Source organism: Aeromonas sp. R10-2 (assembly GCF_040908445.1).
GTDB lineage: Bacteria > Pseudomonadota > Gammaproteobacteria > Enterobacterales > Aeromonadaceae > Aeromonas > Aeromonas veronii.
The window spans coordinates 54,745-79,248 of record NZ_JBFODS010000017.1; the positions used below are offsets into that span (position 1 = coordinate 54,745).

24 protein-coding genes, 1 tRNA gene, 1 pseudogene and 1 riboswitch are annotated in these 24,504 nt (G+C 57.4%); of the genes and pseudogenes, 15 read left to right on the forward strand and 11 right to left on the reverse strand.

The annotated features are described in order from the left end of the window. The first annotated feature begins 21 nt into the window (after positions 1–21). Positions 22–1,215: an enoyl-ACP reductase FabV gene (fabV, locus tag AB5Y97_RS03560; RefSeq protein WP_005353312.1), complete on the forward strand. Its 1,194-nt coding sequence runs from the start codon at positions 22–24 to the stop codon at positions 1,213–1,215. Positions 1,216–1,377: 162 nt separating this feature from the next. Continuing rightward, on the forward strand, positions 1,378–2,853 hold the full coding sequence (locus AB5Y97_RS03565; RefSeq protein WP_005334369.1) for a YfcC family protein: 1,476 nt from the start codon (positions 1,378–1,380) through the stop codon (positions 2,851–2,853). Positions 2,854–2,918: 65 nt separating this feature from the next. On the opposite strand, the gene AB5Y97_RS03570 is transcribed toward AB5Y97_RS03565, so the two are convergent. Continuing rightward, the gene (locus AB5Y97_RS03570) at positions 2,919–4,133 is read right to left on the reverse strand and encodes a pyridoxal phosphate-dependent aminotransferase (RefSeq protein WP_005334367.1); all 1,215 of its coding nucleotides are present in this window, start codon (positions 4,131–4,133) and stop codon (positions 2,919–2,921) included. Between the two features lie 381 nt (positions 4,134–4,514). Here AB5Y97_RS03570 and AB5Y97_RS03575 point away from each other — a divergent pair, with 381 nt between their 5' ends. Together AB5Y97_RS03575 and aqpZ are read left to right on the forward strand one after the other, a co-directional pair. Next, entirely contained in the window at positions 4,515–4,727 is a 213-nt protein-coding gene (locus tag AB5Y97_RS03575; RefSeq protein WP_201947850.1) for a DUF1653 domain-containing protein, read from the forward strand. Positions 4,728–4,997: 270 nt separating this feature from the next. After that, the gene (gene aqpZ / locus AB5Y97_RS03580) at positions 4,998–5,687 is read left to right on the forward strand and encodes an aquaporin Z (RefSeq protein ID WP_005334357.1); all 690 of its coding nucleotides are present in this window, start codon (positions 4,998–5,000) and stop codon (positions 5,685–5,687) included. Between the two features lie 92 nt (positions 5,688–5,779). Here aqpZ and AB5Y97_RS03585 read toward each other — a convergent pair whose 3' ends face one another. Beyond that, entirely contained in the window at positions 5,780–6,517 is a 738-nt protein-coding gene (locus AB5Y97_RS03585; RefSeq protein WP_201947878.1) for a lytic transglycosylase domain-containing protein, read from the reverse strand. A gap of 340 nt (positions 6,518–6,857) precedes the next feature. Here AB5Y97_RS03585 and AB5Y97_RS03590 point away from each other — a divergent pair, with 340 nt between their 5' ends. Beyond that, on the forward strand, positions 6,858–7,295 hold the full coding sequence (locus tag AB5Y97_RS03590; protein ID WP_263086345.1) for a GNAT family N-acetyltransferase: 438 nt from the start codon (positions 6,858–6,860) through the stop codon (positions 7,293–7,295). A 5-nt stretch (positions 7,296–7,300) separates the two neighbouring features. Here the strand turns inward: AB5Y97_RS03590 and AB5Y97_RS03595 are convergent, their stop codons facing one another. Next, complete coding sequence (locus tag AB5Y97_RS03595; RefSeq protein ID WP_005353308.1) at positions 7,301–7,843, reverse strand: DUF1439 domain-containing protein; 543 nt, start codon at positions 7,841–7,843, stop codon at positions 7,301–7,303. A 97-nt stretch (positions 7,844–7,940) separates the two neighbouring features. Between AB5Y97_RS03595 and cls the strand changes: the two genes are divergently transcribed. Continuing rightward, positions 7,941–9,422 carry a cardiolipin synthase gene (gene cls / locus AB5Y97_RS03600; protein WP_201947853.1) on the forward strand — a complete coding sequence of 494 codons (1,482 nt, stop codon included), beginning with the start codon at positions 7,941–7,943 and terminating at the stop codon, positions 9,420–9,422. Between the two features lie 107 nt (positions 9,423–9,529). Continuing rightward, a complete protein-coding gene (locus tag AB5Y97_RS03605) occupies positions 9,530–10,792 on the forward strand; it encodes a DUF945 family protein (protein ID WP_201947854.1) in 1,263 nt (420 codons plus the stop codon). A 79-nt stretch (positions 10,793–10,871) separates the two neighbouring features. Here the strand turns inward: AB5Y97_RS03605 and purU are convergent, their stop codons facing one another. Beyond that, on the reverse strand, positions 10,872–11,708 hold the full coding sequence (gene purU, locus AB5Y97_RS03610) for a formyltetrahydrofolate deformylase (protein WP_005353303.1): 837 nt from the start codon (positions 11,706–11,708) through the stop codon (positions 10,872–10,874). 258 nt (positions 11,709–11,966) lie between these two features. After that, positions 11,967–12,123: riboswitch (FMN riboswitch) on the forward strand. Between the two features lie 104 nt (positions 12,124–12,227). Here purU and ribB point away from each other — a divergent pair. After that, positions 12,228–12,881, forward strand: a complete 654-nt coding sequence (gene ribB / locus AB5Y97_RS03615; RefSeq protein WP_103251965.1) for a 3,4-dihydroxy-2-butanone-4-phosphate synthase — start codon at positions 12,228–12,230, stop codon at positions 12,879–12,881. A 225-nt stretch (positions 12,882–13,106) separates the two neighbouring features. Continuing rightward, entirely contained in the window at positions 13,107–13,349 is a 243-nt protein-coding gene (locus tag AB5Y97_RS03620) for an Lpp/OprI family alanine-zipper lipoprotein (protein WP_005334342.1), read from the forward strand. A 172-nt stretch (positions 13,350–13,521) separates the two neighbouring features. On the opposite strand, the gene AB5Y97_RS03625 is transcribed toward AB5Y97_RS03620, so the two are convergent. After that, entirely contained in the window at positions 13,522–14,370 is an 849-nt protein-coding gene (locus tag AB5Y97_RS03625) for a tetratricopeptide repeat protein (protein WP_201947858.1), read from the reverse strand. Continuing rightward, positions 14,367–15,089: a 4'-phosphopantetheinyl transferase superfamily protein gene (locus tag AB5Y97_RS03630; RefSeq protein WP_201947859.1), complete on the reverse strand. Its 723-nt coding sequence runs from the start codon at positions 15,087–15,089 to the stop codon at positions 14,367–14,369. The genes AB5Y97_RS03625 and AB5Y97_RS03630 overlap by 4 nt, the downstream gene beginning before the upstream one ends. Positions 15,090–15,364: 275 nt before the next feature. Here AB5Y97_RS03630 and AB5Y97_RS03635 point away from each other — a divergent pair, with 275 nt between their 5' ends. From AB5Y97_RS03635 to AB5Y97_RS03650, 4 genes are all read left to right on the forward strand, one after another. Further along, positions 15,365–15,853, forward strand: a complete 489-nt coding sequence (locus AB5Y97_RS03635) for a C40 family peptidase (protein ID WP_005334331.1) — start codon at positions 15,365–15,367, stop codon at positions 15,851–15,853. A gap of 148 nt (positions 15,854–16,001) precedes the next feature. Next, complete coding sequence (gene rlmF / locus AB5Y97_RS03640; RefSeq protein WP_201947861.1) at positions 16,002–16,973, forward strand: 23S rRNA (adenine(1618)-N(6))-methyltransferase RlmF; 972 nt, start codon at positions 16,002–16,004, stop codon at positions 16,971–16,973. Between the two features lie 245 nt (positions 16,974–17,218). Further along, positions 17,219–17,944 (forward strand): MaoC family dehydratase, encoded by a 726-nt coding sequence (locus tag AB5Y97_RS03645; RefSeq protein WP_201947863.1) that lies wholly within the window; start codon positions 17,219–17,221, stop codon positions 17,942–17,944. 245 nt (positions 17,945–18,189) lie between these two features. Then, positions 18,190–19,605 (forward strand): DASS family sodium-coupled anion symporter, encoded by a 1,416-nt coding sequence (locus AB5Y97_RS03650; RefSeq protein ID WP_144712418.1) that lies wholly within the window; start codon positions 18,190–18,192, stop codon positions 19,603–19,605. Positions 19,606–19,671: 66 nt separating this feature from the next. Here the strand turns inward: AB5Y97_RS03650 and AB5Y97_RS03655 are convergent, their stop codons facing one another. Continuing rightward, on the reverse strand, positions 19,672–20,661 hold the full coding sequence (locus AB5Y97_RS03655; protein WP_100653368.1) for a DUF481 domain-containing protein: 990 nt from the start codon (positions 20,659–20,661) through the stop codon (positions 19,672–19,674). 39 nt (positions 20,662–20,700) lie between these two features. Next, positions 20,701–21,609 carry a L,D-transpeptidase family protein gene (locus tag AB5Y97_RS03660; RefSeq protein ID WP_234920628.1) on the reverse strand — a complete coding sequence of 303 codons (909 nt, stop codon included), beginning with the start codon at positions 21,607–21,609 and terminating at the stop codon, positions 20,701–20,703. A gap of 440 nt (positions 21,610–22,049) precedes the next feature. Between AB5Y97_RS03660 and AB5Y97_RS03665 the strand changes: the two genes are divergently transcribed. Further along, positions 22,050–22,139 (forward strand) — tRNA-Ser (locus AB5Y97_RS03665). A 297-nt stretch (positions 22,140–22,436) separates the two neighbouring features. On the opposite strand, the gene AB5Y97_RS03670 is transcribed toward AB5Y97_RS03665, so the two are convergent. The 3 genes and pseudogenes from AB5Y97_RS03670 to AB5Y97_RS03680 form a co-directional block, all read right to left on the reverse strand. Then, positions 22,437–23,132 (reverse strand): family 16 glycosylhydrolase, encoded by a 696-nt coding sequence (locus tag AB5Y97_RS03670; RefSeq protein WP_123172734.1) that lies wholly within the window; start codon positions 23,130–23,132, stop codon positions 22,437–22,439. A 239-nt stretch (positions 23,133–23,371) separates the two neighbouring features. Then, positions 23,372–23,683 carry a PTS lactose/cellobiose transporter subunit IIA gene (locus tag AB5Y97_RS03675; protein WP_010673336.1) on the reverse strand — a complete coding sequence of 104 codons (312 nt, stop codon included), beginning with the start codon at positions 23,681–23,683 and terminating at the stop codon, positions 23,372–23,374. 10 nt (positions 23,684–23,693) lie between these two features. Further along, positions 23,694–24,116 (reverse strand): annotated as a pseudogene (locus AB5Y97_RS03680) (family 1 glycosylhydrolase); the annotation flags it as partial. A 109-nt stretch (positions 24,117–24,225) separates the two neighbouring features. Here AB5Y97_RS03680 and AB5Y97_RS03685 point away from each other — a divergent pair. After that, positions 24,226–24,504 (forward strand): transposase (locus tag AB5Y97_RS03685; RefSeq protein ID WP_368157254.1); only part of this gene is annotated, 279 nt, incomplete at its 3' end.

The following is a 24,504-nucleotide window of genomic DNA, read 5'->3' on the forward strand; positions in this document are numbered from 1 at the left end:
TACACGGTGTCGAGACCCCATATGATTATTAAACCCAAGGTTCGCGGTTTTATCTGCACCACTACTCATCCGGTCGGCTGTGAAGCCAATGTTCGTCGCCAGATCGCTTATACCAAGGCCAAGGGCACCATCGAGAATGGTCCCAAGAAGGTGCTGGTGATCGGCGCTTCCACCGGTTATGGCCTGGCCTCCCGGATTGCGGCTGCCTTCGGTAGCGGTGCTGCCACCCTCGGCGTCTTCTTTGAAAAAGCGGGTACCGAGTCCAAGACCGGCACCGCCGGCTGGTACAACTCCGCCGCCTTCGACAAGGCCGCTAAAGAGGCGGGCCTCTACGCCAAGAGCGTCAACGGCGATGCCTTCTCCAACGAGTGCCGCGCCAAGGTGATCGAGCTCATCAAGCAGGATCTGGGTCAAATCGATCTGGTGGTCTACTCCCTGGCCTCTCCGGTGCGCAAGATGCCGGAAACCGGCGAAGTGGTGCGCTCTGCCCTGAAACCGATCGGTGAGGTCTACACCACCACCGCCATCGATACCAACAAGGATCAGATCATCACCGCCACCGTCGAGCCGGCGAACGAGGAAGAGATCCAGAACACCATCACCGTCATGGGCGGTCAGGATTGGGAGCTGTGGATGGCTGCCCTGCGCGATGCCGGCGTGCTGGCTGACGGCGCCAAGTCCGTGGCCTACTCCTACATCGGTACCGATCTGACCTGGCCAATCTACTGGCACGGCACCCTGGGCCGCGCCAAGGAAGATCTGGACCGCGCCGCTGCCGCCATCCGTGGCGATCTGGCTGCCAAGGGCGGCACCGCTCACGTGGCCGTGCTCAAATCCGTAGTGACTCAAGCCTCCTCTGCCATTCCGGTGATGCCGCTCTACATCTCCATGGCCTTCAAGATCATGAAGGAGAAGGGCATTCACGAGGGCTGTATGGAGCAGGTGGATCGCATGATGCGCACCCGTCTCTACGCGTCCGACATGGCGCTGGACGAGCAGGCTCGCATCCGCATGGATGACTGGGAACTGCGTGAAGATGTGCAGCAGACCTGCCGCGACTTGTGGCCATCCATCACCAGCGAGAATCTCTCCGAACTGACCGATTACACCGGTTACAAGCAGGAGTTCCTGCGCCTGTTCGGTTTCGGTCTGGACGAGGTCGATTACGATGCGGATGTAAATCCGGACGTGAAATTCGACGTGGTCGAGCTCTGAGTCTGACTCAAGTGAAAACAGGGCCCCGCGGGGCCCTGTTTTTTTGGCAAAAATCCCGCTAATTTGCGGAATTTTATTATCAGCGATCACCTTTTCCCCATATCAAACCCGCTAGTCTTGCGCTGATCGGATCACAGACGGCATTGCCGAGGAACGGAAGCTATGACCACTCCAAACGAGGCGCCCAAGAAGCGCCAACTTCCCACTGTCTATACCCTGCTTTTTATTATCATCGCCCTGATGGCCGCCCTCACCTGGGTGCTGCCAGCGGGCAAATATGACTATGTCACCGCCAAGACCCAGCAGCCGGTGGCGGCAGCGGCCGTGGCCGATTACAGCGGCGACGAGCGGCTGTTGCCTGTACCCGGCAGCTACACCGAGTTACCCGCCCACCCGCAAGGGGTATTCGAGGTGCTCAAGGCCCCCATTCAGGGCTTTCACAAGGCGGCCGACGTAGCGCTGTTCGTGCTCATCATCGGTGGTTTTCTCGCGGTGACCATGCAAAGCGGTGCGCTCGATGCCGGGGTGGGGGCCATTGTGCGCGGCTTTGCCGGCCGTGAGCGGCTGCTAATTCCTGTGTTGATCGCCCTGTTTGCCCTCGGCGGCTCCACTTTCGGCATGGCGGAGGAGACGGTGGCCTTCTGGGCGCTGATCGTGCCGGTGATGATGGCGGCGGGCTTTGATCGCATGGTGGCGGCGGGGATTATCCTGCTTGGCTCCGGGGTCGGGGTGCTTGCCTCCACCGTCAACCCGTTTGCCACCGGCATTGCCTCCGGTTTTGCCGGTATCCCCATCGGCGAAGGGATCGGTTTGCGGGTCATCCAGTGGCTGCTGCTGGTGATCTTCGCCTCCTGGTTCGTGATGCGCTACGCCAAGCAGGTGCAGCAGGACAAGTCCCGCTCCGTGCTGGCCGACATCGTCTATGACGACGAGTTCTCCCAGATGAAGAGCGGCAACCTCGCCTTCACCGGCAAGCAGAAGCTCACCATGCTGGTCTTCTTTGGCACCTTCCTGCTGATGATCTATGCGGTGGTGCCCTGGTCCGATTTGGGGATCGACGTGCTGCCCACCTTTGGCTGGTGGTTTGACGAGCTATCCACCCTGTTCTTCAGCGCCTCCATTCTGATCGCGCTAATCAACCGGATGCCGGAATCCAACTATGTGGCCACCTTCCTGAGCGGCGCTCGGGATCTTATCGGGGTGGCGCTGGTGGTGGCGGTGGCGCGCGGCATCTATGTGGTGATGGAGCAGGGTGTCATCATCGACACCATTTTGCACTGGGCCGAAGGGCTGGTGACCGGACTCTCCTCATCGGTCTTCATCCTGATGGCCTATCTGGTGCACATCATCCTGAGCTTCTTCATCCCCTCCACCTCGGGGCTGGCGACCGTCTCCATGCCGCTGATGGGGCCGCTGGCGGACTTCTCCGGTATCTCCCGGGATCTGGTGATCACCGCCTATCAGTCCGCCTCCGGCTGGATCAACCTGTTCGCCCCCACCGCCGCCCATCTGGTGGCCGGTCTGGCGCTGGCCAAGATCCCCTACGATCGTTTCGTGCGCTGGGTGCTGCCCTTTATCATCGGCGTAGCCCTCATCACCATGGCGGTGCTGGTGGCCGGTGCCCTGCTGCACGGCTGATGGTGCGGATTGAAAACGACAGATAACAAAAAGGCTCCCGCGGGAGCCTTTTTCATGAGCCTTGCTTACTGCTTGTAGCCCTTGAGGAAACGGGCGAGGCGGCCGATGGCATCCTCCAGCTCCTCTTCGCGGGGCAAGAACACCAGCCGGAAGTGATCCGGCGCCGGCCAGTTGAAGCCGGTGCCCTGTACCAGCAGCAGCTTTTCCTGTTGCAGCAGGTCGAACACCATCTTCTGATCGTCGCGGATGTCATACACCTTGGGGTCGAGGCGCGGGAACATGTAGAGCGCCCCCTTGGGTTTGACGCAGGAGACCCCGGGGATCTCGTTCAAGAGCTCCCATGCTTTGTCCCGCTGCTTGCGCAGGCGACCGCCCGGCAGGATCAGCTCGTTGATGCTCTGGTAGCCGCCAAGCGCAGTCTGGATGGCGTGCTGCATCGGCACGTTGGCGCACAGTCGCATGGAGGCCAGCATCTCCAGCCCTTCAATGTAACCGCGGGCACGGCCTTTGGGGCCGGTGATGACCATCCAGCCCTGACGGAAGCCGCAGGCACGGTAGGCCTTGGAGAGGCCGTTGAAGGTCACCACCATCACATCGTCACACAGGGTGCAGACGCTGGTGTGGGAGATATCGTCGTAGAGGATCTTGTCGTAGATCTCGTCGGCGAAGATGATGAGGTTGTGCTGGCGGGCGATCTCGATCACCTCCAGCAGGAACTCGCTGCCGTAGACGGCCCCGGTCGGGTTGTTGGGGTTGATCAGCACCAGGCCGCGGGTGCGCGGGGTAATGCGGGCGCGGATGTCGTCGAGATCCGGATACCAGTCAGCCCCTTCGTCGCAGCGATAGTGCACCGCATGGCCACCGGAGAGAGTGACGGCGGCGGTCCAGAGCGGGTAGTCGGGGGAGGGCACCAGCATCTCGTCGCCATTGTTGAGCAGCGCCTGCATCGCCATCACGATCAGCTCGCTGGCGCCATTGCCGATGTAGATGTCGTCGATATCGACCTTGCGCATCCCTTTTTGCTGGTAGTACTGCATCACCGCCTTGCGGGCAGAAAACAGCCCCTTGGAGTCGCAGTAGCCCTGGCTCAGGGGCATGTTGAGGATCACATCCTTGATGATCTCTTCCGGCGCATCAAAGCCGAACGGGGCCGGGTTGCCGATGTTGAGCTTGAGAATGCGGTGGCCTTCGTCTTCGAGACGGCGAGCCTCTTTATGCACCGGGCCGCGGATGTCATAGCAGACATCGTCGAGCTTGTGCGACTTGTCGATTGTGAACATGGTGAGTGTGATTCCTTCCCCACAGGGACGCGTTGGCGAAAAAGGCGATTTTTAGTATCAAATTTCTTTTCCCCTATTCTTCACAGAATTGAATGCTAGAACAATCCTCTTTTTAGAAGAATTCCCTGATTTTTAGCCCTAAAACAGGGTTGCTAGAACGTTAAATTCAGCACGATCTTTGGTGCTAACCAAGGTTAACTAGTGAAACATGGGGAACGAATTAACAAAGCTGCCTGACTGTGTTGCAATATCCGGATCCTGTGGCACGATTGGCTTGTGTAAAAAATCGTCTTCGTCCCCCTTTTCGATGAGTTGACTGGGACTCATGGTGTCATCTTTATGTGGTTCGCTCATCGGTGTTCACTTCTGCGAGGTTTTCCCATGCAAGCACCCGTTCCAGGCCGCTATCGCCACTTCAAGGGGGGGTACTATCAAGTGCTTGCCCTGGCTTTGCATACCGAAACCCAGGAGCAGCTGGTCATTTATCAATCCGAGCTGGATGGTCAGGTCTATGCCCGTCCCGTCGCCATGTTTATGGAGTGGATTGAGCATCAGGGGCTGGTTGTCAGCCGTTTTGCCCCTGCAGGAGACTGACCACGCCTCCGTTTTTATCGCTCAAGGGATGAGCAACCGAGTTAAACGGTGTCACAAGTTGTCGCATGACGCCCTTGAGCATGAGACGTGCAGCCAGCTGTCTTAATGACAAATCCCTTATCTAATCAACAAATTGTGACGAATATCACATTCAGTGAGCCCTGCCTGCCGGGTTCGCAATCTGGACTCACACTCCCATAATGCTGCGCTTGTTCAAGCATGGGCCCTTCTCGGGTCTTGTTCGGTGTTATCTCAAATGGGAGAAATAATGTGAAACCTGTTGCTGCTGAGTTTATGGGCACTTTCTGGCTGGTATTGGGCGGGTGCGGCAGTGCCGTGCTGGCTGCGGCCTTCCCTCACGTCGGGATTGGTCTGCTGGGGGTCTCGCTGGCTTTCGGTCTGACCGTGCTGACCATGGCGTTTGCCATCGGCCATATCTCCGGTTGCCACCTCAATCCGGCCGTGACCGTCGGTTTGTGGGCGGGTGGTCGTTTTCCGGCATCCGGTGTACTGCCTTATATCGTGGCGCAAGTGTTGGGTGGCATTGCCGCCGCTGCCGTGCTTTACGTAATAGCCAGCGGTCAGGCCGGGTTTGATCTCTCTGCCGGTTTTGCTTCCAACGGCTACGGTGAGCACTCTCCGGGTGGTTACAGTCTGACTGCCGCACTCGTATGCGAAATGGTGATGACCGGTTTCTTCCTGTTCGTCATCATGGGCGCCACCGATAGCCGTGCGCCTGCCGGTTTCGCGCCGATCGCCATCGGTCTGTGCCTGACCCTGATCCACCTCGTCAGCATTCCGGTGACCAATACCTCGGTCAACCCGGCCCGCAGTACCGGTGTTGCGCTGTTTGTCGGTGACTGGGCTATCAGCCAGCTGTGGCTGTTCTGGGTTGCCCCGATTGTCGGTGCCATTCTGGGTGCGCTGGCTTATCGCCTGGTGGCGACTGAGCAGAAGTAATCATTTGCGAAACAAAGTGTGGTATCGACACGCCTGCGGGCGTGTTTTTTGTTTCTGGAGGGGCGAGAAAAGAGCATTAACCGAGGCTAACCTCAGAGCCCTTTAGCCTGCAGCATCTCTTTGTAGCGCAGGTGGAGGAGCTGGACGCGCTCCACATAGGCACGGGTTTCCGCATAGGGCGGGATACCGCCATATTTTTGTACGGCGCCCGCGCCGGCGTTGTAGGCCGCGGTCGCCAGCGCTACGTTGCCGTCATACTGCTTGAGCAGTCCCGCCAGGTATTTCACCCCGCCGAAGATATTCTGCTCCGCCAGCAAGGCATTGCCGACCCCCAACTCCCGCGCCGTGGCGGGCATCAGCTGGGTCAGCCCCATCGCCCCCTTGCGGGAGACCGCCAGCGGATTGAAAGCGGATTCCGCATGGATCAGCGCCCGGATCAGCGCCGGCTCAACCTGATAGGTTTTGGCGGCCGCCTTGATGGTGCTGGCATAGTCATAGAGAAACAGCCCTGTGGTCTGCCAGTTGACGCTGGATTTGGGATCGCAGGCGAAGCAGTCGTTGAACAGCAGCAGCTCGTAATGGCCCTGTTCGGGCGCCATGTCGGAGTAGCGAACCACCCCGTTTTGTTGCACCGATTTATAGACCTGGATCTGCTTCTTGCCGTTGGTGGCGACTGCTGTCGTTTGAGCGGTGTCGGGTTGTGGGACTGGTGTGGCATCTTTGCTCGGACGCAAGGGGGAGGGAGCGGCGGTCAGGAAGATCACCTCCGCGGGAGGGGGAGTCTGGCTCCATCCGCTCAGGGGGATCAACAACATATGGCCTGCCAGCATCCATGCTTTCAACCCTAATACTCCTTCTTGTGATGACCATGTTGAGTAAAGCATCATGACGAGGGCAGAACAAGCGGCCAACAGGGGGCAAATGATCCGATTCGGTGACCGGGATCAAAGTATCTGCCGCAATAAAGGATTGTCATCATAAAGCACGGTTTTGGCAGTCAGGCGGTGGGTCATGGCCTCTTCCACCGGGTAAGCAAGCTGCCCATGACGTCCGCTTTTTTGTTGACGAAAGGCATGCTATCGTGCTGGCGTCATGTGGTCGGATTAGCGCACCGTATCTGGCACTAATAACTGATTATCAAAGGATTTGTCTGTGACAAGCAAGCTGGCGATGGAACTCACTTTCGAAGAGTACTGCGACGCCGACCTCTCCCTTATCAGGGACTATTACGAGACGACGTTTTCCCACTATGTGCCGGATCTGGCTGAGCGGATCTTTGTCGTGCGTGATGCTCACTGGCTGGTGGGGGCGGTTCGGTTGCGGGACGAGGAGGAGTTTTACCATCTGTGCGGCTTTCGCCTGTTGCCCCACTACCAGTCGCTGGGATTGGGGTCACGGCTGCTGCAGCACGCCTGTCACGGTCTGTTGGACAAACCTGTGGTCTGTCAGGCGCTGCCCTTCGAGAAGCCTTTCTATCTCAAGGCCGGGTTTGCCGATATGCCCCTCAATCAATTGAGCGGGTCGCTCTTCTCCCTCTACGAGCGGCAGCAGCAGGGTTATCAGGTGGAGCTGCTGGTACGGGATACCACCCAGCCCCTCCTGAATTGAGCGGTTTAGCGGGGTTTGGTCAGCAGGTGGATCTTGCCCGGTGACAGCTCCAGCCCCAGCAGATTCTCCTTCAGCCAGGCCTGATCCGGATCCTTGTCATTGAGTTTGTAGACCGGTTTGGTCTCGAGCCGCTTCTCCATGCTCTGCAGCAGCATGTTGAGCATCAGCCCGAACTTCTTCTCGGCCGCCTCCGGCTCCAGCTTGTACTCCACCAGCTTCATGTTATCGAGAAACAGCGCGCTCTGGCTCTTGTCATAGCGGGGTCTCGCCTCATAGGTCATCTGCAGGCGGGCGTCATATTCGGTATTGTCTGGCAGGGCGATTTTGAGCTTGCCCTTGCCATAGACCCGGGCGGTATCGGGGCGTTGGCGACCGATTTGGACATCGCTCTGCTCAAGCGTCACATGGGCCTTGATGATGCCCGGCAGCTCCAGCTGTTTGTCGACTTGCACCTGAGATTGCAGGTATTGGTTTATCTGTTGCTCATTGATGTCATATGAGCCTTGGCCTAGCATGGCCAGGCTGAGCAGCATAGATTGCAGGATCATGCGTGCGACCTGATAGAATGGATTTGCCTTACAGCATACCATCCCGGCCGGTTGGGGTCTGCCCACCGCGCTGTTTGTCGATTAGAAGGAGTCCCCGTTGTTTAACGGTCTGGAACACGATCTTCAACTGCTGTTTTCCCGTTTTCTGGGTTGGCTGCTACTGCTTTTTCATACCGTGATTGTCACCGGGGTGTCGTTTCGGGTGGTGATGAAACGCCGTCCCATCGGAGTGTCGCTGGCCTGGCTGGCGCTGATCTATGCCATTCCGTTTGCCGGGGTGGGCTTCTATGTGCTGTTTGGTGAAATAAAGCTGGGGCGCCGCCGTGCCGAGCGCGCCCAGGCCATGTATCGCCCTTATGCCATCTGGATCCGCCAACTGGCACGTCTGTTCCCACAGCACTGCTGCGAAGTGGGCGCCAAGGCACTGCCGCTGCACGATCTCATCCAGGGACGGCTCGCCATGCCGATGCTCTCTGGCAACCGCATGACCTTGCTCAACAAGCCGGACTGGATCTTGCGCGAGATTGCCCAGGATATCCGTCGCTCGACGCTCTCCTGCTATCTGGAATTCTACATCTGGCATCCGGGCGGCGATGCCGACGAGGTGTGCGAGGCGCTGATTGAAGTGGCGCAGCGCGGCGTGGATTGTCGCTTGCTGCTCGATTCGGTGGGCAGCAAGCAGTTCTTCCGCTCCCACTGGCCCAAAAAGCTGCGCAAGGCGGGGGTCAAGCTGGTGGAGGTGCTGCCGGTCGGCGCCTGGCGCATTCTGTTCCAGCGTCAGGATCTGCGGATGCACCGCAAGCTGGTGGTGATCGATGACAGGGTGGGTTACACCGGCTCCATGAACATGGTGGATCCCCGTTTCTTCAAGCAGGATGCTGGAGTCGGCCAGTGGGTCGACATCATGATCCGGGTGCAGGGGCCCATGGTGCCGCTGATGTGGTCGATCTTCGTCTGGGACTGGGAGATGGAGACCGGCGAGCGGCTGCTCGACAGTCTGCAACATGAGCCGGAAGCCTGGCCCCAGACCAACTACCGCGCCCAGCTGATCCCGTCCGGCCCCTTCGTCGGCGGCGACTGCATCCAGCAGAGCCTGCTGCTGGCCATCTATCAGGCGCGCAGTCATCTGGTGCTGACGACCCCTTACTTTGTGCCCGACGATCCGCTGGCGGCCGCACTCAGTTCGGCAGCGGCGCGCGGGGTGCAGGTGCAGCTGGTGTTGCCGGCACGCAACGACTCCATCATGGCCAATTATGCCTGCAACGCTTTTATGGAGGAGCTGCTGGCAGCCGGGGTGGAGATCTACCGCTACGATGCCGGTCTGCTCCATACCAAGAGCGTGCTGGTGGATGATGACTTCGCGCTGGTGGGGACGGTCAATCTGGATCGGCGCAGCCTCTGGCTCAACTTCGAGGTGACCCTGCTGGTGGATAACCCCTCGTTCGTGGCCCAGATGACCCGGCTGGTACAGGGCTATATGGCGGAAGCCACCCCGATGACCCTGGCCCAATGGCAGGCCCGCCCCTGGTACAAGAAGGCGATGGAAAACATCTTCTATCTCTTCAGCCCCTTGCTGTGATGTTGTGGCGAGCCGCAAGAAAGTGGACTCGCCATCTGATTGGACTTGCCTAGCCCCGAGTCCGCCCCGTAGAGTGCAGTGACAACTCCCTGGAGACACATGGATATATGAAAAAGATAGTGGCCCTCGCCGTGGGTGCGGCACTGGTAGGTGGTGGTCTGGCTGCGTGCTGGTACACGGGCAACAGCTTCGACAACATCATGGCGGAGCAGATCGCCAAGGTAGAGCAAGAGACTGGCATCGACATGCAGTGGCTGCCGGGTAGCAGCAACCTTTTCACCCGTGACGGGGTCCTGAAGGTCGTGGTGACGCCGGAGGAGCTGGCTGCCATCGACAGCGAGCTGGAGGGTAGTCAGCCTATCGAACTGCAACTGGTGGTCAAGAGCCAGATCCTGCCGCTCTACATCAAGAGCCACTTCCTGCTCGATACCCATAATGGCACGCTAGCGCCGGTTTTTACCGCACTGGACATGGAGCAGTGGGAACTCGGTCTGGAGTCGGTCACCAGTCTCTGGACCCAGGGTAACAGCAGCCGTTTCTGGGCCAATGAATTCAAGATCAAACAGGGGCTGGACGAGTTCAGCTTCCTGCCCCTGAGCGGCGAGTTCCACGGCAATCTGGAGGGGAATGGTCACCTCACCATGACCTGGCAGGGGATGACGGTCCATGAAGAGCAGAGCAAGATGGACTTGGTGCTGGCCGATCTGAAAGGGAGTGCCGACATTGCCGAGATCAGCGGTGTGCTCCTCTCGCCCCAGAGCGAGATGACCCTCTCGGCCCTCACGGTACAACTTCCTGACAGCGTCAAGGTTGCCCTGCAGGGGATGACTACCGAGACTCAGCTGACCGGTGATGATGCCCAGACCCTCTCCAGCAGCTATCAGATGAAAATTGCCAAGCTGGATCTGGAGAACGAGACCGACACGCTGGCGGTGACCGACAGCAAGTTGGCGCTCAACCTCAACGGTCTGGATCTGGAAGGGTATCAGGGGCTGCAGGCCGCCGGTGGCAAGGGGGTTGAAGATGCTGCCATCCAGCAGGCGCTGGACAAGATGCTCAAACGTGGCGCGACCCTTGAACTGGCCGATCTCAGCGCCAAGCTCAACGGTGAAGCGGTGACCATGAAGGGGGACGTGAAGCTGGCCTCTACCTCGCTGGAGCAGCTGTTCAACAGCGACGCGGGGATGCAGGCCCTCTCCGGCGTGCTGCATGCCAACCTCAGCGACAAGCTGGGCAAGGCGGTGCCGCAACTGGCCCCCATGCTCGATCAGCTGACCCTGATGGGTTATCTGAAGGCCGACAAGCAAGTGCTGACCTCCGAGCTGAAGTTGGAGAAGGGCGCGGTGACGGTAAACGATCTGCCGCTCTGATATTTGGCGCAGAAACAACAACGGCTCCCGCGGGAGCCGTTGTTGTTTCTGGCGTTTGCATACGTGCCGTGTGGGCGGATTACTTGAAGACCACCGTCTTGTTGCCGTAGACGAACACCCGCTCGTTCAGTACCAGCTCCAGCGCGCGGCTCAGCACCGATTTCTCCACATCCCGACCCGCCTTGGCCATGTCGTCAGCACTGAAGGCGTGACCGACGTGGATCACGTCCTGTTCGACGATGGGGCCTTCATCCAGATCGTCGGTCACGAAGTGGGCGGTGGCGCCGATCAGCTTGACGCCACGGTCGAACGCCTGCCGGTAGGGGCGGGCACCGATGAAGGCGGGCAGGAAGGAGTGGTGGATGTTGAGGATCTTGCGCGGGTAGGCCTCGACGAAGCTCGGGGTCAGCACCCGCATGTACTTGGCCAGGATCACATAGTCAGGCTCATAGCTGTCGATGATGGTGCGAACCTGCTCCTCATGTTCGGTCCGGCTCAGATCCTCGTGACTGACGGTGTGGAACGGGATATCGAACTTGCCGGTGAGCTCGGCCAGGGTGTCGTAGTTGCCGATCACCGCGACGATATCCATATCCAGCGCGCCCGCGTAGTTCTTCATCAGAATATCGCCGAGGCAGTGGGTCTCTTTGGTCACCAGGATGACGATGCGCTTCTTGCCTGCCTTGACCAGACGGCGCTGGGCGCCGATGGGCAGGGCATCATCGAGGTCGGCCAGCAGGGTCTCGTCGTTGAAGCGCCCCTCCAGCTCGGTACGCATAAAGAAGCGGCCATTCTCGTGATCCACAAACTCATCGTTCTTGATGATGTTGAGCTGATGCTTGTAGCAGATGTTGGTGATCTTGGCGATGAGCCCTTTGGCATCCGGGCAATCAGTGAGCAGTATTTTCTTTTCCATCTCTGTCATTTTCCGTTTGTGGTGTTGGCGCTGCTGTCTGCGCCGGCAGCGTTGTTCAGGCTCTCTTTTCGGGCCCTGTTTTTTGTTTCGGGAACTATGCCATAAACCGATCCGCGCCATAAAGAAATTCGCCAGTCATGGCCTCGCACGCTGGCGAGCAGGCCGCAGAGCGGGATCCCGTGCGCAATGTTGAAACGCTTTTCAGCCAGAAGGGGATTTTGGCTGGTATCTGCAACCGTTTTTCTTTAGGCTGTCTGCGCTTATTCTCAGGGCGGGGTGCAATTCCCCACCGGCGGTATCCCGATTGACTCGGGGAGCCCGCGAGCGCCCGACTTGGCTGATTGCCAGGTCGGGGTCAGCAGATCCGGTGAGATGCCGGAGCCGACGGTCATAGTCCGGATGAAAGAGGATAAGACAGACCTTGCCGTTTTGGCCCTTGTGGGCTGGCCGCTGCATACCCGTCTCTGTCTGCCTTTCCATGCCCTGATTCTGGTCCTTGTCTTGTTTAGGAGTTTTACCATGAATCAGTCTCTACTCAGTGAATTCGGTGATCCCGTTGCCCGTGTCGAAGCGGCGCTGTCTGCCTTGCGTGCCGGAGGCGGCGTGCTGGTGGCCGACGATGAAGATCGGGAGAACGAGGGCGACCTCATTTTCGCCGCCCAATCCATGACAAATGAACAGATGGCGCTGATGATCCGCGAGTGCTCCGGCATCGTCTGCCTCTGCTTGCCCGACGAGCGGGTTCGCCAGCTGGAACTGCCAATGATGGTGGAGGCCAACTCCAGTCACTACCAGACCGCCTTTACCGTGACCATCGAAGCGGCGCAGGGGGTCACGACCGGTGTCTCGGCGGCTGATCGCATCACCACCATCCGTGCAGCTATCGCAGACGGCGCCAAACCGGGCGATCTGCATCGCCCGGGTCATGTTTTCCCGCTGCGGGCGCGAACCGGTGGGGTGCTTACCCGTCGTGGTCATACCGAAGCGACGGTCGATCTGATGCAGCTGGCTGGCCTCAAACCGTTTGGTGTGTTGTGTGAATTGACCAAAGAAGATGGCTCGATGGCGCGTCTGCCAGACCTTGTTGCGTTCGGTCGCAAGCACCAGATGCCGGTGCTGACCATCGAGGATCTGGTGCAATATCGTCAATTGTTGTCAGAACGTACAGCCTGAGCCTCATACGAAATTGTAATAAGGCAAAAATTTGGTTAACCTTTGTCCGTGCCCCCACCACACGGCACTCATTTTTTAGACGAATCTGGACAAAAACTGTTCATTCAAAAAAAAATGAGGGTTTTAATGCATTTATCTGTGGTGGGGACTATGCAAAGTAGGATTTTTTTGTGCCATAATCACGCCGCTTGCTAAACGTCTGGCGAGTTCAAGGGAGCTTTAAAAATGAAAAAATTGTTGTTGGTAGGTGTTGTTGGTCTGTCCGCTCTGCTGGGCGGTTGTGCAAACACCAGCGAACTGGAAACTTCCGTTCAGAATCTGTCTAACAAAGTTGACCAACTGGCTCAAGATGTTAGCGCAGTTCGTGCTGATCAGTCCAAAATCGCTGCTGATGTTGCCGAAGCCAAGCAAGAAGCTATGCGTGCTAACCAGCGCATCGACAACATGGCTACTTCCTACAAGAAGTAATCCATGCGAAAAAAATGGCGCAGTTTTGCGCCATTTTTTTTTGCCTGAAATTCACCGTATCTCCACTATTCCCACAGCAACTTATTTCCACAATACCTTCTTCGTACTTGACCCATGAGGTCATGCCGGTCTCCCGACACTCCCCCATCATTACCAGCCAGTTCGATTCCGCTCAGTAGAGTAGACTATAGAGTTTGCGACGGTAGCTCTGTGCCGCCGGTGTGCTGCCCATGGTCGCCAGAATATCGAGATAGGTCTTTCTGGCATCGCCGAATGCCAAATCCCGCTTGAGGATCTCCAGCAGCAGTCCCAACGCCTCTTCCTGACGACCAGCCTGGTTGTATTGCACCGCCAGCTCCTGAGTCAGGGCAAAATCATCAGGCTGTTCTGCATGACGGGCTTCCAGCGCGCGCAGCTCCGGGCTGTCTGCCGCTTGCTGGGCCAGCGTCAGCCGTGAGCTTAGGGTATGGAAGTGGCTATCCTGCGCCACCATCGGGATGGTGCCGAGGCGCTCCTGCGCTTCATCCAGCAGGTTGAGGTCGAGCGCAGCTTGAATGAGCCACAGGCTGATGTCGTGACGATCAGGAGCCAGCTGGTGTGCCTTGGTCAGATGGGCATAGGCGATGCTGGGCTGCTCGTCAGCCAGTGCTTGTTGCCCCTTGGCCAGCAACTCTTCCTCTTCTTTGGGGGCGAAGGCGGCGAAATATTGGCGCAGGGTGGCTTCATCCTGCGGTCCTTCGATGATCCCCTGTTCGTCAGGGCGACCCTGATGGAACAGCACCAATGCGGGCAGGGCGCGCAGGCCGAGCTGACTGGCCAGCGGCTGCAACTGGGGATCGTTCATATCCACCTTGGCCAGGGTGACCTGCTCATTGGCGGGCCCAACCAGTGATTCGATCAGCGGTGTCATCCCCTGGCACTCCGGCATCTGCGGAGCATGGAAATAGATGACGACCGGCTTCTTCATGGACGCATCGATAAGTTCAGCGTGAAAATTCTGGGGAGTAATGTCGACGATCATGAGTTGGACTCTTCAGAAAGGGTGTTGAGTAACATGGGGTTAAGCGAGTGGCAATTCAAGCGCTCATCCAGCCGGTAAAAGGTCACGGGGGTTGTCGTCGCCGCGAGACTGAGCCAGCCGCTGGCAAAGGGCCAATCCTGTACCTGATAAGGGGTGTCATCGAGCCGGTTGTCGAGTCGCCACCCTTCCTCCGGGATAAATCGTACCTTCTCCAGCCCCGCCGCTATGCCGCCACCGTGGGCTTTCAGTACCGCCTCCTTGCGCGACCAGAGCCGGTAGAAGGCACTCTCCTGCTCTTGGGCAGGCAGTGCGCAGAGCCACTCATATTCACTCTGTGCATAGAACCGGCGGGCCAGGGGGAGGGGATGATGCCGCCGTTTGCCCAGCTCGATATCCACCCCAAGCGGTCCATGCGGGCAGAGCGCCAACACCAGCCAGCTGCCACTGTGGCTCAGATTGAACTGCCAAGCATCATCATGCAGTCGGGGCTTGCCGTGGGGGCCGTTGCAAAATTGCAGACTGGCGGCGGGTTGTTGCAGCCGCTCGGCCAATAGCTGGCGCAGCAGGGCGCGGCTCACCAGATATTCCTGACGCCGTTCAGGATGGGTCATGGCTTGCCAGATATGCTGCTCATCGGTTGACAGCCATTCAGGCAATTGAGCAAGCAGTTCCTGGCATACCCTGGCCGGTTTTAACAAAAAAAGATCGGTTTCGATCATGATTTTTCACTTTAAAAAGGTGCTGAAGCAGGGATAAAAGCCAGTTATCTATGAGGCCCAAGGCTCTTTTTGCGATTGTATATTGTTTGGGCATGATCACATTAATTATGAAAAATCGTGCATTTCCTTGCAAAAATGTGAGCTTGATAGGGATTTTCACTTGCCTCGATAGAATTCTTGGATATAGTCGGGTGCTGTTGCCTTATAAATTGCCCTTTGGGGCCGTATTTTAACAAAATTTACTATTTAGCGGGGATAAAGGATTGCGCCACCTGATGCTACTGCTGGTCGCGCTCGGAATGGTGGGCTGTGCCTCGGCACCCCAACCCGAGGTCGCGAGCAAGATCGAAGTTTCCATGGTTGAACCTGTCATCGAACCGGAAGCTTCCCAGACACCCGATGTGAATGAAATCCTGACTGTATATAAAGAGTGGCGTGGTGTTCCGTACCGTATGGGTGGCAGCAGCCAGCGCGGTATCGACTGTTCCGCCTTTGCCCGTGAAGTGTTCCGCAATGCCGTCGGTATCGAATTACCCCGCGATACCCGCTCCCAAGTCCATGAAGGGACGCGCGTTTCCAAGCAGGATCTGGTCGAGGGTGATCTGGTCTTCTTCAAAATCAATCGTCGTCTCAACCACGTTGGCATCTATGTCGGCAATGGCGAATTCATCCATGCCTCGACTCGCGCCGGTGTGACACGCTCCAAGCTGGATAGCCAATACTGGCGCAACAAGTTCTGGCAAGCTCGCCGGATCGATATCTGAGTCAGGCTGGACAAACGGCTCGCAGTACGGACTGTTTTTCCAACCTCACTTGAACCGGGCTCGATAGCCCGGTTTTTTATTGCCCTCGTTTAGACTTTCCCGAGTCAAATCACTATAGTGTGGGCCCGTTTTCTTCGGCAGGCTCAGCATGAAACCCCGCATCCCATCAGCCGGTGGCCCCAAGTCGGGCGACCGTAAATCCGGACTTCACTCCCGTAATCGCCATCAGGCGGGTTACGACTTTGAGGCGCTTTGCCTGCGAACTCCCGAGTTGGCCGCTCATGTCTTTATCAATGACTACGGCACCTGCACCATCGATTTTGCCGATCCCGATGCAGTGAAAACTCTCAATCGCGCCCTGCTGGCCCATCACTACGGGATTGCCCACTGGGACTTGCCTGCCGGTTACCTCTGCCCGCCTATCCCGGGACGGGTGGACTACCTGCACTGGGCGGCCGACCTGTTGGCCGAGAGCGCAGGCCAGCTCCCTACCGGCAAGGGGGTGAGAGTGCTGGATATCGGGGTGGGGGCAAACTGCATCTATCCGTTGCTGGGTGCCCGCGAATATGGCTGGCGTTTTGTTGGATCGGATATCGATCCGGTCTCGGTCAAGGCGGCCACCCTGCTAGCCAAGAGCAACGGACTCGGCAACCAGATTGAGTGTCGTTTGCAGGGTAACCCCAACCATGTGTTTCGCGGAATCATAGGGCCGAAGGAGCGTTTCGCTCTGACGCTGTGCAATCCGCCGTTCCATGCGTCGCTGGAAGAGGCGAGCAAGGGGACGGAGCGCAAGCTGCGCAATCTGGGCAAGGAGGTGACAGGCGCTCCTGTGCTTAATTTTGGCGGCCAGAAGGCCGAGCTCTGGTGCGAAGGGGGCGAGGCGGCGTTTCTGGCCAACATGATTGCCCAGAGCAAGGAGTTTGCCACTCAGTGCCTCTGGTTCAGCTCGCTGGTGTCGAAAAAAGAGAACCTGCCGGGGGCGAAAAAGGCGTTGAGCCGGGTGGGGGCGCGTCAGGTACGGGTGATCGACATGGCACAGGGCAACAAGGTGAGCCGGATCCTCGCCTGGTCCTTTCTGGATGAAGAGGGATTGCGTAGCGGCTGGTCGAGCGCGCGCTGACTCCCCACCACAAGGCCCGATGAGGGCCTTTTTTCATGATGAGCCCCGCGAATTTCCCCTGCTGGCGGCATCTTTGGCAATCGATTTCCTCATTGGCAGATCGTGCTGTTTTACATGGTGTAAGTAGTTACTTCCGCCTTGGTACAGGTGTACGCCGAGATTTTTTTGCACTTACAGCTGAAACTTTAATAAAATAGGACTGGTTAGACCTCTTTACAGGCATTGAATCAAATAGGGATCGGTAGATGAAAGTTGTCGATTTTCTGAAGCGCAAGCGCGAAATTCTGGCGCAGCACCCCTTTGAGCTCAAGGATTGGCTCTCTCCGGCGATCCGCGACTACTGGCGTGAGTTTCAGCAAAAGGCACATCTTCACCCTTTGCTGGGTCGTGTGCTTGACTTGCAAGCCGAGTCCCAGAGCGATCAGCAACAGGATGCAGCAACCGTGGCACAAGTAGCCAACGGTCAGCCTGCCGTGGCTCAGGAACCCGCTGTTGAGCTGGGGGCCGAGGCGGCCGAGCTCTATGCCGCCCTGCAGGCTCGCATTGGTGAAGAGACCCATGTCGGCGAGTGGCTGCACGTCAGCCAGCAGATGATCGATCAGTTTGCTGCAGTGACCGGGGATCACCAGTGGATCCACACCGATCCGGAGCGCGCGGCCGCCGAGTCGCCCTTCAAGACCACCATAGCCCACGGCTTCCTGACCCTGGCGCTGCTGCCACAGTTGACTGGCTCGGTCGACGAGGCCACCCCCGAGTTCCCGACCGCCCGCATGGTGGTGAACTTCGGGCTGGATCAGGTACGTTTCCCGTACCCCATCAAGGTGGACAGCAACATCCGCGCCCGCACCAAGCTGGCCCGGGTCACCCCCATCAAGGGTGGGCTGGAGCTGCTCAAAGAGATCAAGGTCGAGATCGAAGGGATCCGCCGCCCGGGTTGCGTCATCGAGTCGGTGACCCGCATCTACTTCTGAGCTCCCTCATCGGCATGAATGGTGAAACGGGCCCGCTGTCGTGTGCAACGAACAGCGGGCCCGTTTTTTTGCCTGTTTGTTGCAAGGGTTGAGGCGTCAGCCATAGTGCGCCGACCCCAGCTTGATATGACTCACAAAACGGTGCGCCGTGCAGTTAGCCAGCTCTCATTTTGGCGAGTTGGCCGCGTGAGGCGATAGCATTTTATGCCACTATTGGCTTCTTACTCCCGATCCTGGAGACAATAGTGCCCATCAATAACAAGATTATTCTGCCACTGCTGCTGAGCCTCACCATCCTGCTGATCCCGACCCAGTGGATCCCGCTGGAGGGGATCACCGTCATCGAGCAGCGGGTCGTGGCCATTTTCGTGCTGGCCGCCCTCTGCTGGATCCTGGAGCCCATCCCTATCTTTGCTACCTCGGTGCTGATCATCGTGCTGGAGCTGCTGCTGCTCTCCGACAAGGGGCTCTGGTTCATGACTGCCGACAAGGCCGAACCGGGGTTTGGTGAGCTGCTCAAGTCCACCGAGGTGATGGCGACCTTTGCCTCGCCGGTCATCATGCTGTTTCTCGGCGGTTTTTTCCTCGCTATTGCGGCGACCAAATACCATCTGGACGTCAATCTGGCGCGGGTGCTGCTGCGCCCGTTCGGTCAGGATCCCCGGATCGTCATGCTGGGGCTGATGTTGATCACCGCCACCTTCTCCATGTTCATGAGCAATACCGCCACCACCGCCATGATGCTGGCCATCCTTACCCCGGTGCTGGCGGCGTTCCCCGACAAGGACCCGGCCAAAATCGGCTTTGTGCTGGCCATTCCACTGGCGGCCAACCTCGGCGGGATCGGCACTCCCATCGGCACTCCGCCCAACGCAGTGGCCCTCAAATACCTGACCGGCGAGCATGCCATCTCGTTCGGTCAGTGGATGGGATTTGCGGTACCCTTTGTGGTATTGCTGTTGCTGCTTGGCTGGTTTCTGCTGGGGCGCTTCTTCCCGAGCACCCTCAAGCGGATGGATCTCAAGATTGAGGGGCGCTTTATGCAGACCCCTCGCGCCTGGGTGGTCTACCTCACCTTTATCACCACCATAGTGCTCTGGCTACTCGGGGATCTGCATGGCATGAGCTCCTACGTGGTCGCCATGATCCCGGTAGCGGTGTTCCTGACCACCGGCATCATCACCAAGGACGATCTGCACAAGATCTCCCTCGACGTGCTCTGGCTGGTATCGGGCGGTATCGCACTGGGGCTGGCGCTGGAGGACTCCGGGTTGGCCGAGCGGCTCATCACCCATATTCCGTTCCACGAATACTCCACGCTGGCGGTGCTGGTCGGCGCCTGTCTGCTGGCAGTGGTGATGGCCAACTTTATGTCCAATACCGCAACCGCCAATCTGCTGCTGCCACTGGTGGCGGCACTGGCGGTCAGCATGCCGGAGCTGGCCGAGTGGGGCGGCAGTCATACCCTGATCCTGGCGGTCACCATTTCGGTCTCGCTCGGGATGTCTCTGCCCATCAGTACCCCGCCCAATGCGCTGGCCCACGCCACCGGTCTGGTGGAGAGTCACCAGATGGTGCGCATCGGCGTCATCATGGGATTGGTCGGCACATTGCTGGCGATGGTGTGGATCTACCAGATTGCCGCTTGGGGGCTGATCTAGCGAGCCTGTTCGCCTAAAGCAAAGAGGAGCCGATTTGGCTCCTCTTTGCGTGTTGGGGATCCGAGGCTAGAAACTGGCGCCAAGGCTGAGCAGGTGTCTTAATTCGCTCTCCCGGGGTTCCGGGCTGCCTGTGTCGACAAGGATGTCAGCATCTTCCCAATCCAGCTCACTCGACCAGGAGAGGCGCAGATGGTCGTTGAAGTAGTAGCGCAATCCTATGCTGCCTTTCAGATCCTGATTACGGGTGAAATAGGGGGAGGCTTGTGCCAGATATTTCAGATAGCGCCCCTGGCTGAACAGCTCCATTTTCTCCTGCCAGAGGGAGAAAGGTTGGCGATAATCCCAGTTAAAACCGGCGAAGGGGTAGTCAATGACCCGTTCACCCAGAAAAATCTTGGGAACCTCGCTATCTTCACGGAAGTAGAGTCGGCTTAATCCCCCTTGGGCCATCAGCTCCAGTCGGCGGCGTTTGTCGTTCCAGAAGCGGTAGCCCGGCCCCGAGCCATAGTCCATATAGAGATAGCGATCTTTATCCAGCATGTCATATTCGGCATCGAGTGAGGTGCGCAAGAACCACTGCTGGTTGAAGAAGTAGTCCAGCGTAGGGTTGAGCTGATAATCATGGCTGTCGGTGACGTTGTCAGCGGTCTCATAGGTATATTCACCGGAGAAGCTGTAACGCCAGTCCAGATTGGCCAGCTCGCTTTTCCACTTGAGGTTGACGTTGTTGGTCTGCTTGTCATTCTGTTTGAGTTTGACATTGAGATCGCCGCTGCCGGTCCATAGCCAGGCGTTGCGTTCATCCTGGTCATCCTCGAACAGCTTGAGCCCACTCTTTGCCGTTGCCTTGGGTTTGTCCTCTTTATCGATGCGCCAGCGTTTGATGGCCTCCCGCTGGACGGTGACTGCGCCGCTGTAGGGCAGGGCGATGCGCACCGACTGTTCGGTCACCTCCTCGATGTTGCCGGTCAGACGATCGCCATTGTTCATCCAGAGAATGTCTTTGGCCCACAAGGAGTGACAGGCCAACAGGAGTAGGAGGGGCAGGAATTTCATGAGGTAAGGTGACTCCGGTGTGACTCGGGCGCTGGTGACTTAGCCACTGACAAGTTGGCTGCTGATGGGGCGGGGCAGGCCATTTTTGCTCTCCAGCGCCGCCGTCACCTCATCCTGCATCACATCAGGTGCGCTGATAAAGCTTTCTACGGCCGGTGATAGCATCAGCGGGGCGCCATTTTCAAGCTCCTCTTCGGTGCGGGAGAGCGGGGAGTGTACCTCCAGCCAGCGACGACCATCCGGTTCGATGGCGACCTTGACCGGTTGATTGATGACCCGCACCGGCGTGCCGATCGGCACAATCTTGAACAGGGCCTCGATATCGTCAGGTCGCAGCCGGATGCAGCCAGCGCTTACCCGCAGGCCAACGCCAAAATCCTTGTTGGTGCCGTGGATCAGGTAGTCGCGCTTGCCATAGCCAAGGCGCATGGCAAACTTGCCAAGGGGATTCTCCGGGCCGGGGGGCACCACGGCGGGCAGGGTGATCCCTTTTTGCTCCAGCCAGGATTTGCGCACCATGGGGCCGGGTACCCAGGTCGGGTTGGGATTCTTCTCGATGACGGTGGTGGTCATCTCGGGTGTCTCGCGGCCGATATCGCCAATCCCGATGGGCAGCACGATGACCTCGTTCTTCCCTTTGGGGAAGTAGTAGAGGCGCAGTTCGGGCAGATTGATGACGATCCCCTCGCGAGGCACATCAGGCAGCAGCATCTGGGTGGGCAGCGTCAAGCGGGTGCCCGGCTTGGGTAAATAGGGGTCTACACCCGGATTTGCCTCAAGCAGCGCCAAAAATCCAATTTGCGTATTTTTGCCAACCAGCTCCAGATGTTCATTCTGCTGGATGATGTAATCCTCCAGCTCACCGATGAGTCGACTCCCGGCTGGTGGCAGCGGGTAGCGTTTGGCCTCTGCCGGCGCCGCGCAGAGCAGGATCGCTGCCAGCAGCATGGAAAGGGCGGGCGTTAAGGGTAGGGGCTTGAGTTTCGGCAATCGCATAAGAAGATCCATCAGTTCAATCGGGGCGGAACATCATCAATACAGCCGCCAGAATGGCGCGATTGTTCCTCAATCAGCCCATGATTACCAGCTTGCTGCGCACAAGCAATGATGTGGGGATACATAGGAAACCGGCCAAAAATCGGCATCACCCATAAATTTGAGCGCCAAGCAGGAAAAAGAGACGCCTGATGGCAATGGGGGAATGTCACGATATGGATAATGGCCGGATGTGCGAGCGGGTTAATGTCGGGTGGATGCAGGGTGGCCTGGCAACGCGAACAGCACGCGCCGCATTGTGAGCCTGCTCCCAGATAGCTGATTCAGCCATTTGATATCTAAGAAATTTTTATTGCATCCTCGGCCCAGCTTGGGTAAAACTCTCTCCCCACGGAGAGATGCCGGAGTGGCCGAACGGGATTGACTCGAAATCAATTGTGGCAGCAATGCCACCCAGGGTTCGAATCCCTGTCTCTCCGCCACATACCAAGCCCAACCTATTGAATAGGTTGGGCTTTTTCATATGGTGTTTTTGAGTATACCACTTAGTATGCCATTCGAAGGTGGCTGACATACTGTCTCGTTGAACTACTTTGGACATCTAGCAGTACTTCTCTTCGTTGTACTTGATGTAAAAGAAGCTTACAGATTATCCCTTACCCCTTCCTGACACTTAGTCTATAAAGCATGCTCTGCAGTTCATTAGTCTCAGGCGATGTGTTGATGAATGGGTGATTCCTGAAGTAGAAGAGTTTCACCTTGTATATATCAGTCAGCCATCACTCCCAGGGAGTCACATTGGCGTACTTGTATTTGGCGTAGGCGGGCTGGCCGTTGTAGGAGCTGGGCGGGAAACTCGGGTTGGCGCTGATCCAGTTATTCACAAACGTCTGCATCCAGCTGGTGACGGGGTGGCTCTCGCGACGTACGCTCACCCATTTGTTCTGGGTGCGGCTGAACACCTGCCAAGTGACACCCGCTGCATCGATATTAAAGGCGTAGCGCTCCATATTCCAGATTGACATGCCGTACTTGCCTAAATCGATGTCTTGAGGATACTGACGCCCCTGGATCCAGACGTTGGTATGGAGCAGGTTGGTGCCCCCCATCAGCTCGATGTCGACTTCATAATGAGAGCTGGTGCCTGCATCTCCGGTATAGGTAAAGAAGGAGCTGATGGTGCCGGGCACCGATCCTGCCTGCATCTGCACCTCATAACGACCCTTGCGGGTGTAGTTGTAGGTTCGCAGCTCAGCGCAGCTCTTGTTTCCTTTGTCGGATTTCGCATGGAGGATGGCCATGCCGGACTCCATCCAGACGTTGGCGGCGCGCCAGGTGCAGTCGAATTCTGACCCTCCATTACGCCAACCATCAGAGACCTGCCAATCCTGATTGCTCCACCACCATGCCGATGCCTGAGTGGAATATAATCCTCCCGCCATCAGCAATACTGACATCAGTCCAAGTTTACGCATATTATCCACATTCCTGTGTGTTTATTAATGAGTGTTTTATTGATGACTACAAGCAGCATAAGAATAGCCATTAACATATATTGAAACTTATACTGGTATCGCGTCATGACAGTTTCATATTTTTGAAATTGCCTGAAAAGGTATGAAATACATGACGGCTGGTTGGTATAACCAGAATAAAAAAAGCCACCGTATATCACGGTGGCAAAAGCACGGACTCCCGATCCGATGAGTTAAAATCAGCTGGCTTGGCGGCGATAGATCTCGACCAGTTCGGTGGCCAGTTCGCGGCACAGAATGGAGGTCATCAGGTGATCCTGAGCATGTACCATGACCAGTGTCATCTTGGTCTTGCCTTCGCCCTCATCGGCTTCAATCAGTTTGGTTTGTACGGCATGGGCAGCCTTCCCTGCGTCGGTGGCTTGGAGCAGCAAGGCATCCGCTTCGCTGAACTGGCCAGCACGAGCCTGACGCAGGGCTTCGAAACAGAGACTGCGAGACTGACCGGCATTGACGATGATGCCCATGACTGCTTCTTCAAGATCCATCATTTATGACTCCTTAAAATCCATTATTACGAGAGACGTTGGCGAACCATTCACCACTTTTCTTGACGGTGCGCTGCTGGCTTTCCAAATCAAGGCTGATGAATCCATAGCGGTTCTTGTAGGCATTCATCCAGGACCAGTTGTCAATAAAGGTCCACAGGTGATAACCACGGCAATTACTTCCTTCAGCAATGGCGGTATGAATCCACTGGAGGTGGCCACGAATGAAGTCGATACGATAGTCGTCTTTTACCTGACCATCTTCACCAATGAATCTGTGTTCCCCTTCGACACCCATGCCATTTTCGGAGATATAGCTTGGAATATTTCCATAGTTGTCGCGCAGGTTGATCAATATGTCATAAATACCGCGCTCATATATTTCCCAGCCACGATAAGGGTTCATTTTGCGGCCTGGCATCTCGTAATTCTCGAAGAACCGGGAATTCAGATAATAAGTGCGACACTCATGGATGAATGGCGAGAGGTGGCCAACTGATGATTGGTGGTACCCTTATGCTCGCCAAAGTAAAAGCAGTATCACCATGAGCTATCAGCAGTTGACCGAGGGGCAACGATACCAGTTATCGGTGCTTCGCGCACAGGGGATGTCCATCCTTGCCACCGCACGCGCCATTGGCGTTCATCGCTCCACCCTCTACCGGGAGCTGCGTCGTAACGCCGGGCCGCAGGGCTACCAGCCAGACAATGCGCATCAGCACGCCACCCACCGACGGGCCAGTGCGGCCAAATCTCGGCTATCTGCCGATGTCATCCAGTTTGTCGAGCTGACACTCGCCTGGTGGTGGAGCCCGGAGCAGATA

What these genes read in the sequence shown, in the direction of transcription:
- fabV (WP_005353312.1), top strand. Translation starts at nt 22, where the DNA reads ATGATTATTAAACCCAAGGTTCGCGGTTTTATCTGCACCACTACTCAT.
- AB5Y97_RS03565 (WP_005334369.1), top strand. Translation starts at nt 1,378, where the DNA reads ATGACCACTCCAAACGAGGCGCCCAAGAAGCGCCAACTTCCCACTGTC.
- AB5Y97_RS03570 (WP_005334367.1), bottom strand. Translation starts at nt 4,133, where the DNA reads ATGTTCACAATCGACAAGTCGCACAAGCTCGACGATGTCTGCTATGAC.
- AB5Y97_RS03575 (WP_201947850.1), top strand. Translation starts at nt 4,515, where the DNA reads ATGCAAGCACCCGTTCCAGGCCGCTATCGCCACTTCAAGGGGGGGTAC.
- AB5Y97_RS03585 (WP_201947878.1), bottom strand. Translation starts at nt 6,517, where the DNA reads ATGCTGGCAGGCCATATGTTGTTGATCCCCCTGAGCGGATGGAGCCAG.
- AB5Y97_RS03590 (WP_263086345.1), top strand. Translation starts at nt 6,858, where the DNA reads ATGGAACTCACTTTCGAAGAGTACTGCGACGCCGACCTCTCCCTTATC.
- AB5Y97_RS03595 (WP_005353308.1), bottom strand. Translation starts at nt 7,843, where the DNA reads ATGATCCTGCAATCTATGCTGCTCAGCCTGGCCATGCTAGGCCAAGGC.
- AB5Y97_RS03605 (WP_201947854.1), top strand. Translation starts at nt 9,530, where the DNA reads ATGAAAAAGATAGTGGCCCTCGCCGTGGGTGCGGCACTGGTAGGTGGT.
- purU (WP_005353303.1), bottom strand. Translation starts at nt 11,708, where the DNA reads ATGGAAAAGAAAATACTGCTCACTGATTGCCCGGATGCCAAAGGGCTC.
- ribB (WP_103251965.1), top strand. Translation starts at nt 12,228, where the DNA reads ATGAATCAGTCTCTACTCAGTGAATTCGGTGATCCCGTTGCCCGTGTC.
- AB5Y97_RS03620 (WP_005334342.1), top strand. Translation starts at nt 13,107, where the DNA reads ATGAAAAAATTGTTGTTGGTAGGTGTTGTTGGTCTGTCCGCTCTGCTG.
- AB5Y97_RS03625 (WP_201947858.1), bottom strand. Translation starts at nt 14,370, where the DNA reads ATGATCGTCGACATTACTCCCCAGAATTTTCACGCTGAACTTATCGAT.
- AB5Y97_RS03630 (WP_201947859.1), bottom strand. Translation starts at nt 15,089, where the DNA reads ATGATCGAAACCGATCTTTTTTTGTTAAAACCGGCCAGGGTATGCCAG.
- AB5Y97_RS03635 (WP_005334331.1), top strand. Translation starts at nt 15,365, where the DNA reads ATGCTACTGCTGGTCGCGCTCGGAATGGTGGGCTGTGCCTCGGCACCC.
- rlmF (WP_201947861.1), top strand. Translation starts at nt 16,002, where the DNA reads ATGAAACCCCGCATCCCATCAGCCGGTGGCCCCAAGTCGGGCGACCGT.
- AB5Y97_RS03645 (WP_201947863.1), top strand. Translation starts at nt 17,219, where the DNA reads ATGAAAGTTGTCGATTTTCTGAAGCGCAAGCGCGAAATTCTGGCGCAG.
- AB5Y97_RS03655 (WP_100653368.1), bottom strand. Translation starts at nt 20,661, where the DNA reads ATGAAATTCCTGCCCCTCCTACTCCTGTTGGCCTGTCACTCCTTGTGG.
- AB5Y97_RS03660 (WP_234920628.1), bottom strand. Translation starts at nt 21,609, where the DNA reads ATGCTGCTGGCAGCGATCCTGCTCTGCGCGGCGCCGGCAGAGGCCAAA.
- AB5Y97_RS03670 (WP_123172734.1), bottom strand. Translation starts at nt 23,132, where the DNA reads ATGCGTAAACTTGGACTGATGTCAGTATTGCTGATGGCGGGAGGATTA.
- AB5Y97_RS03675 (WP_010673336.1), bottom strand. Translation starts at nt 23,683, where the DNA reads ATGATGGATCTTGAAGAAGCAGTCATGGGCATCATCGTCAATGCCGGT.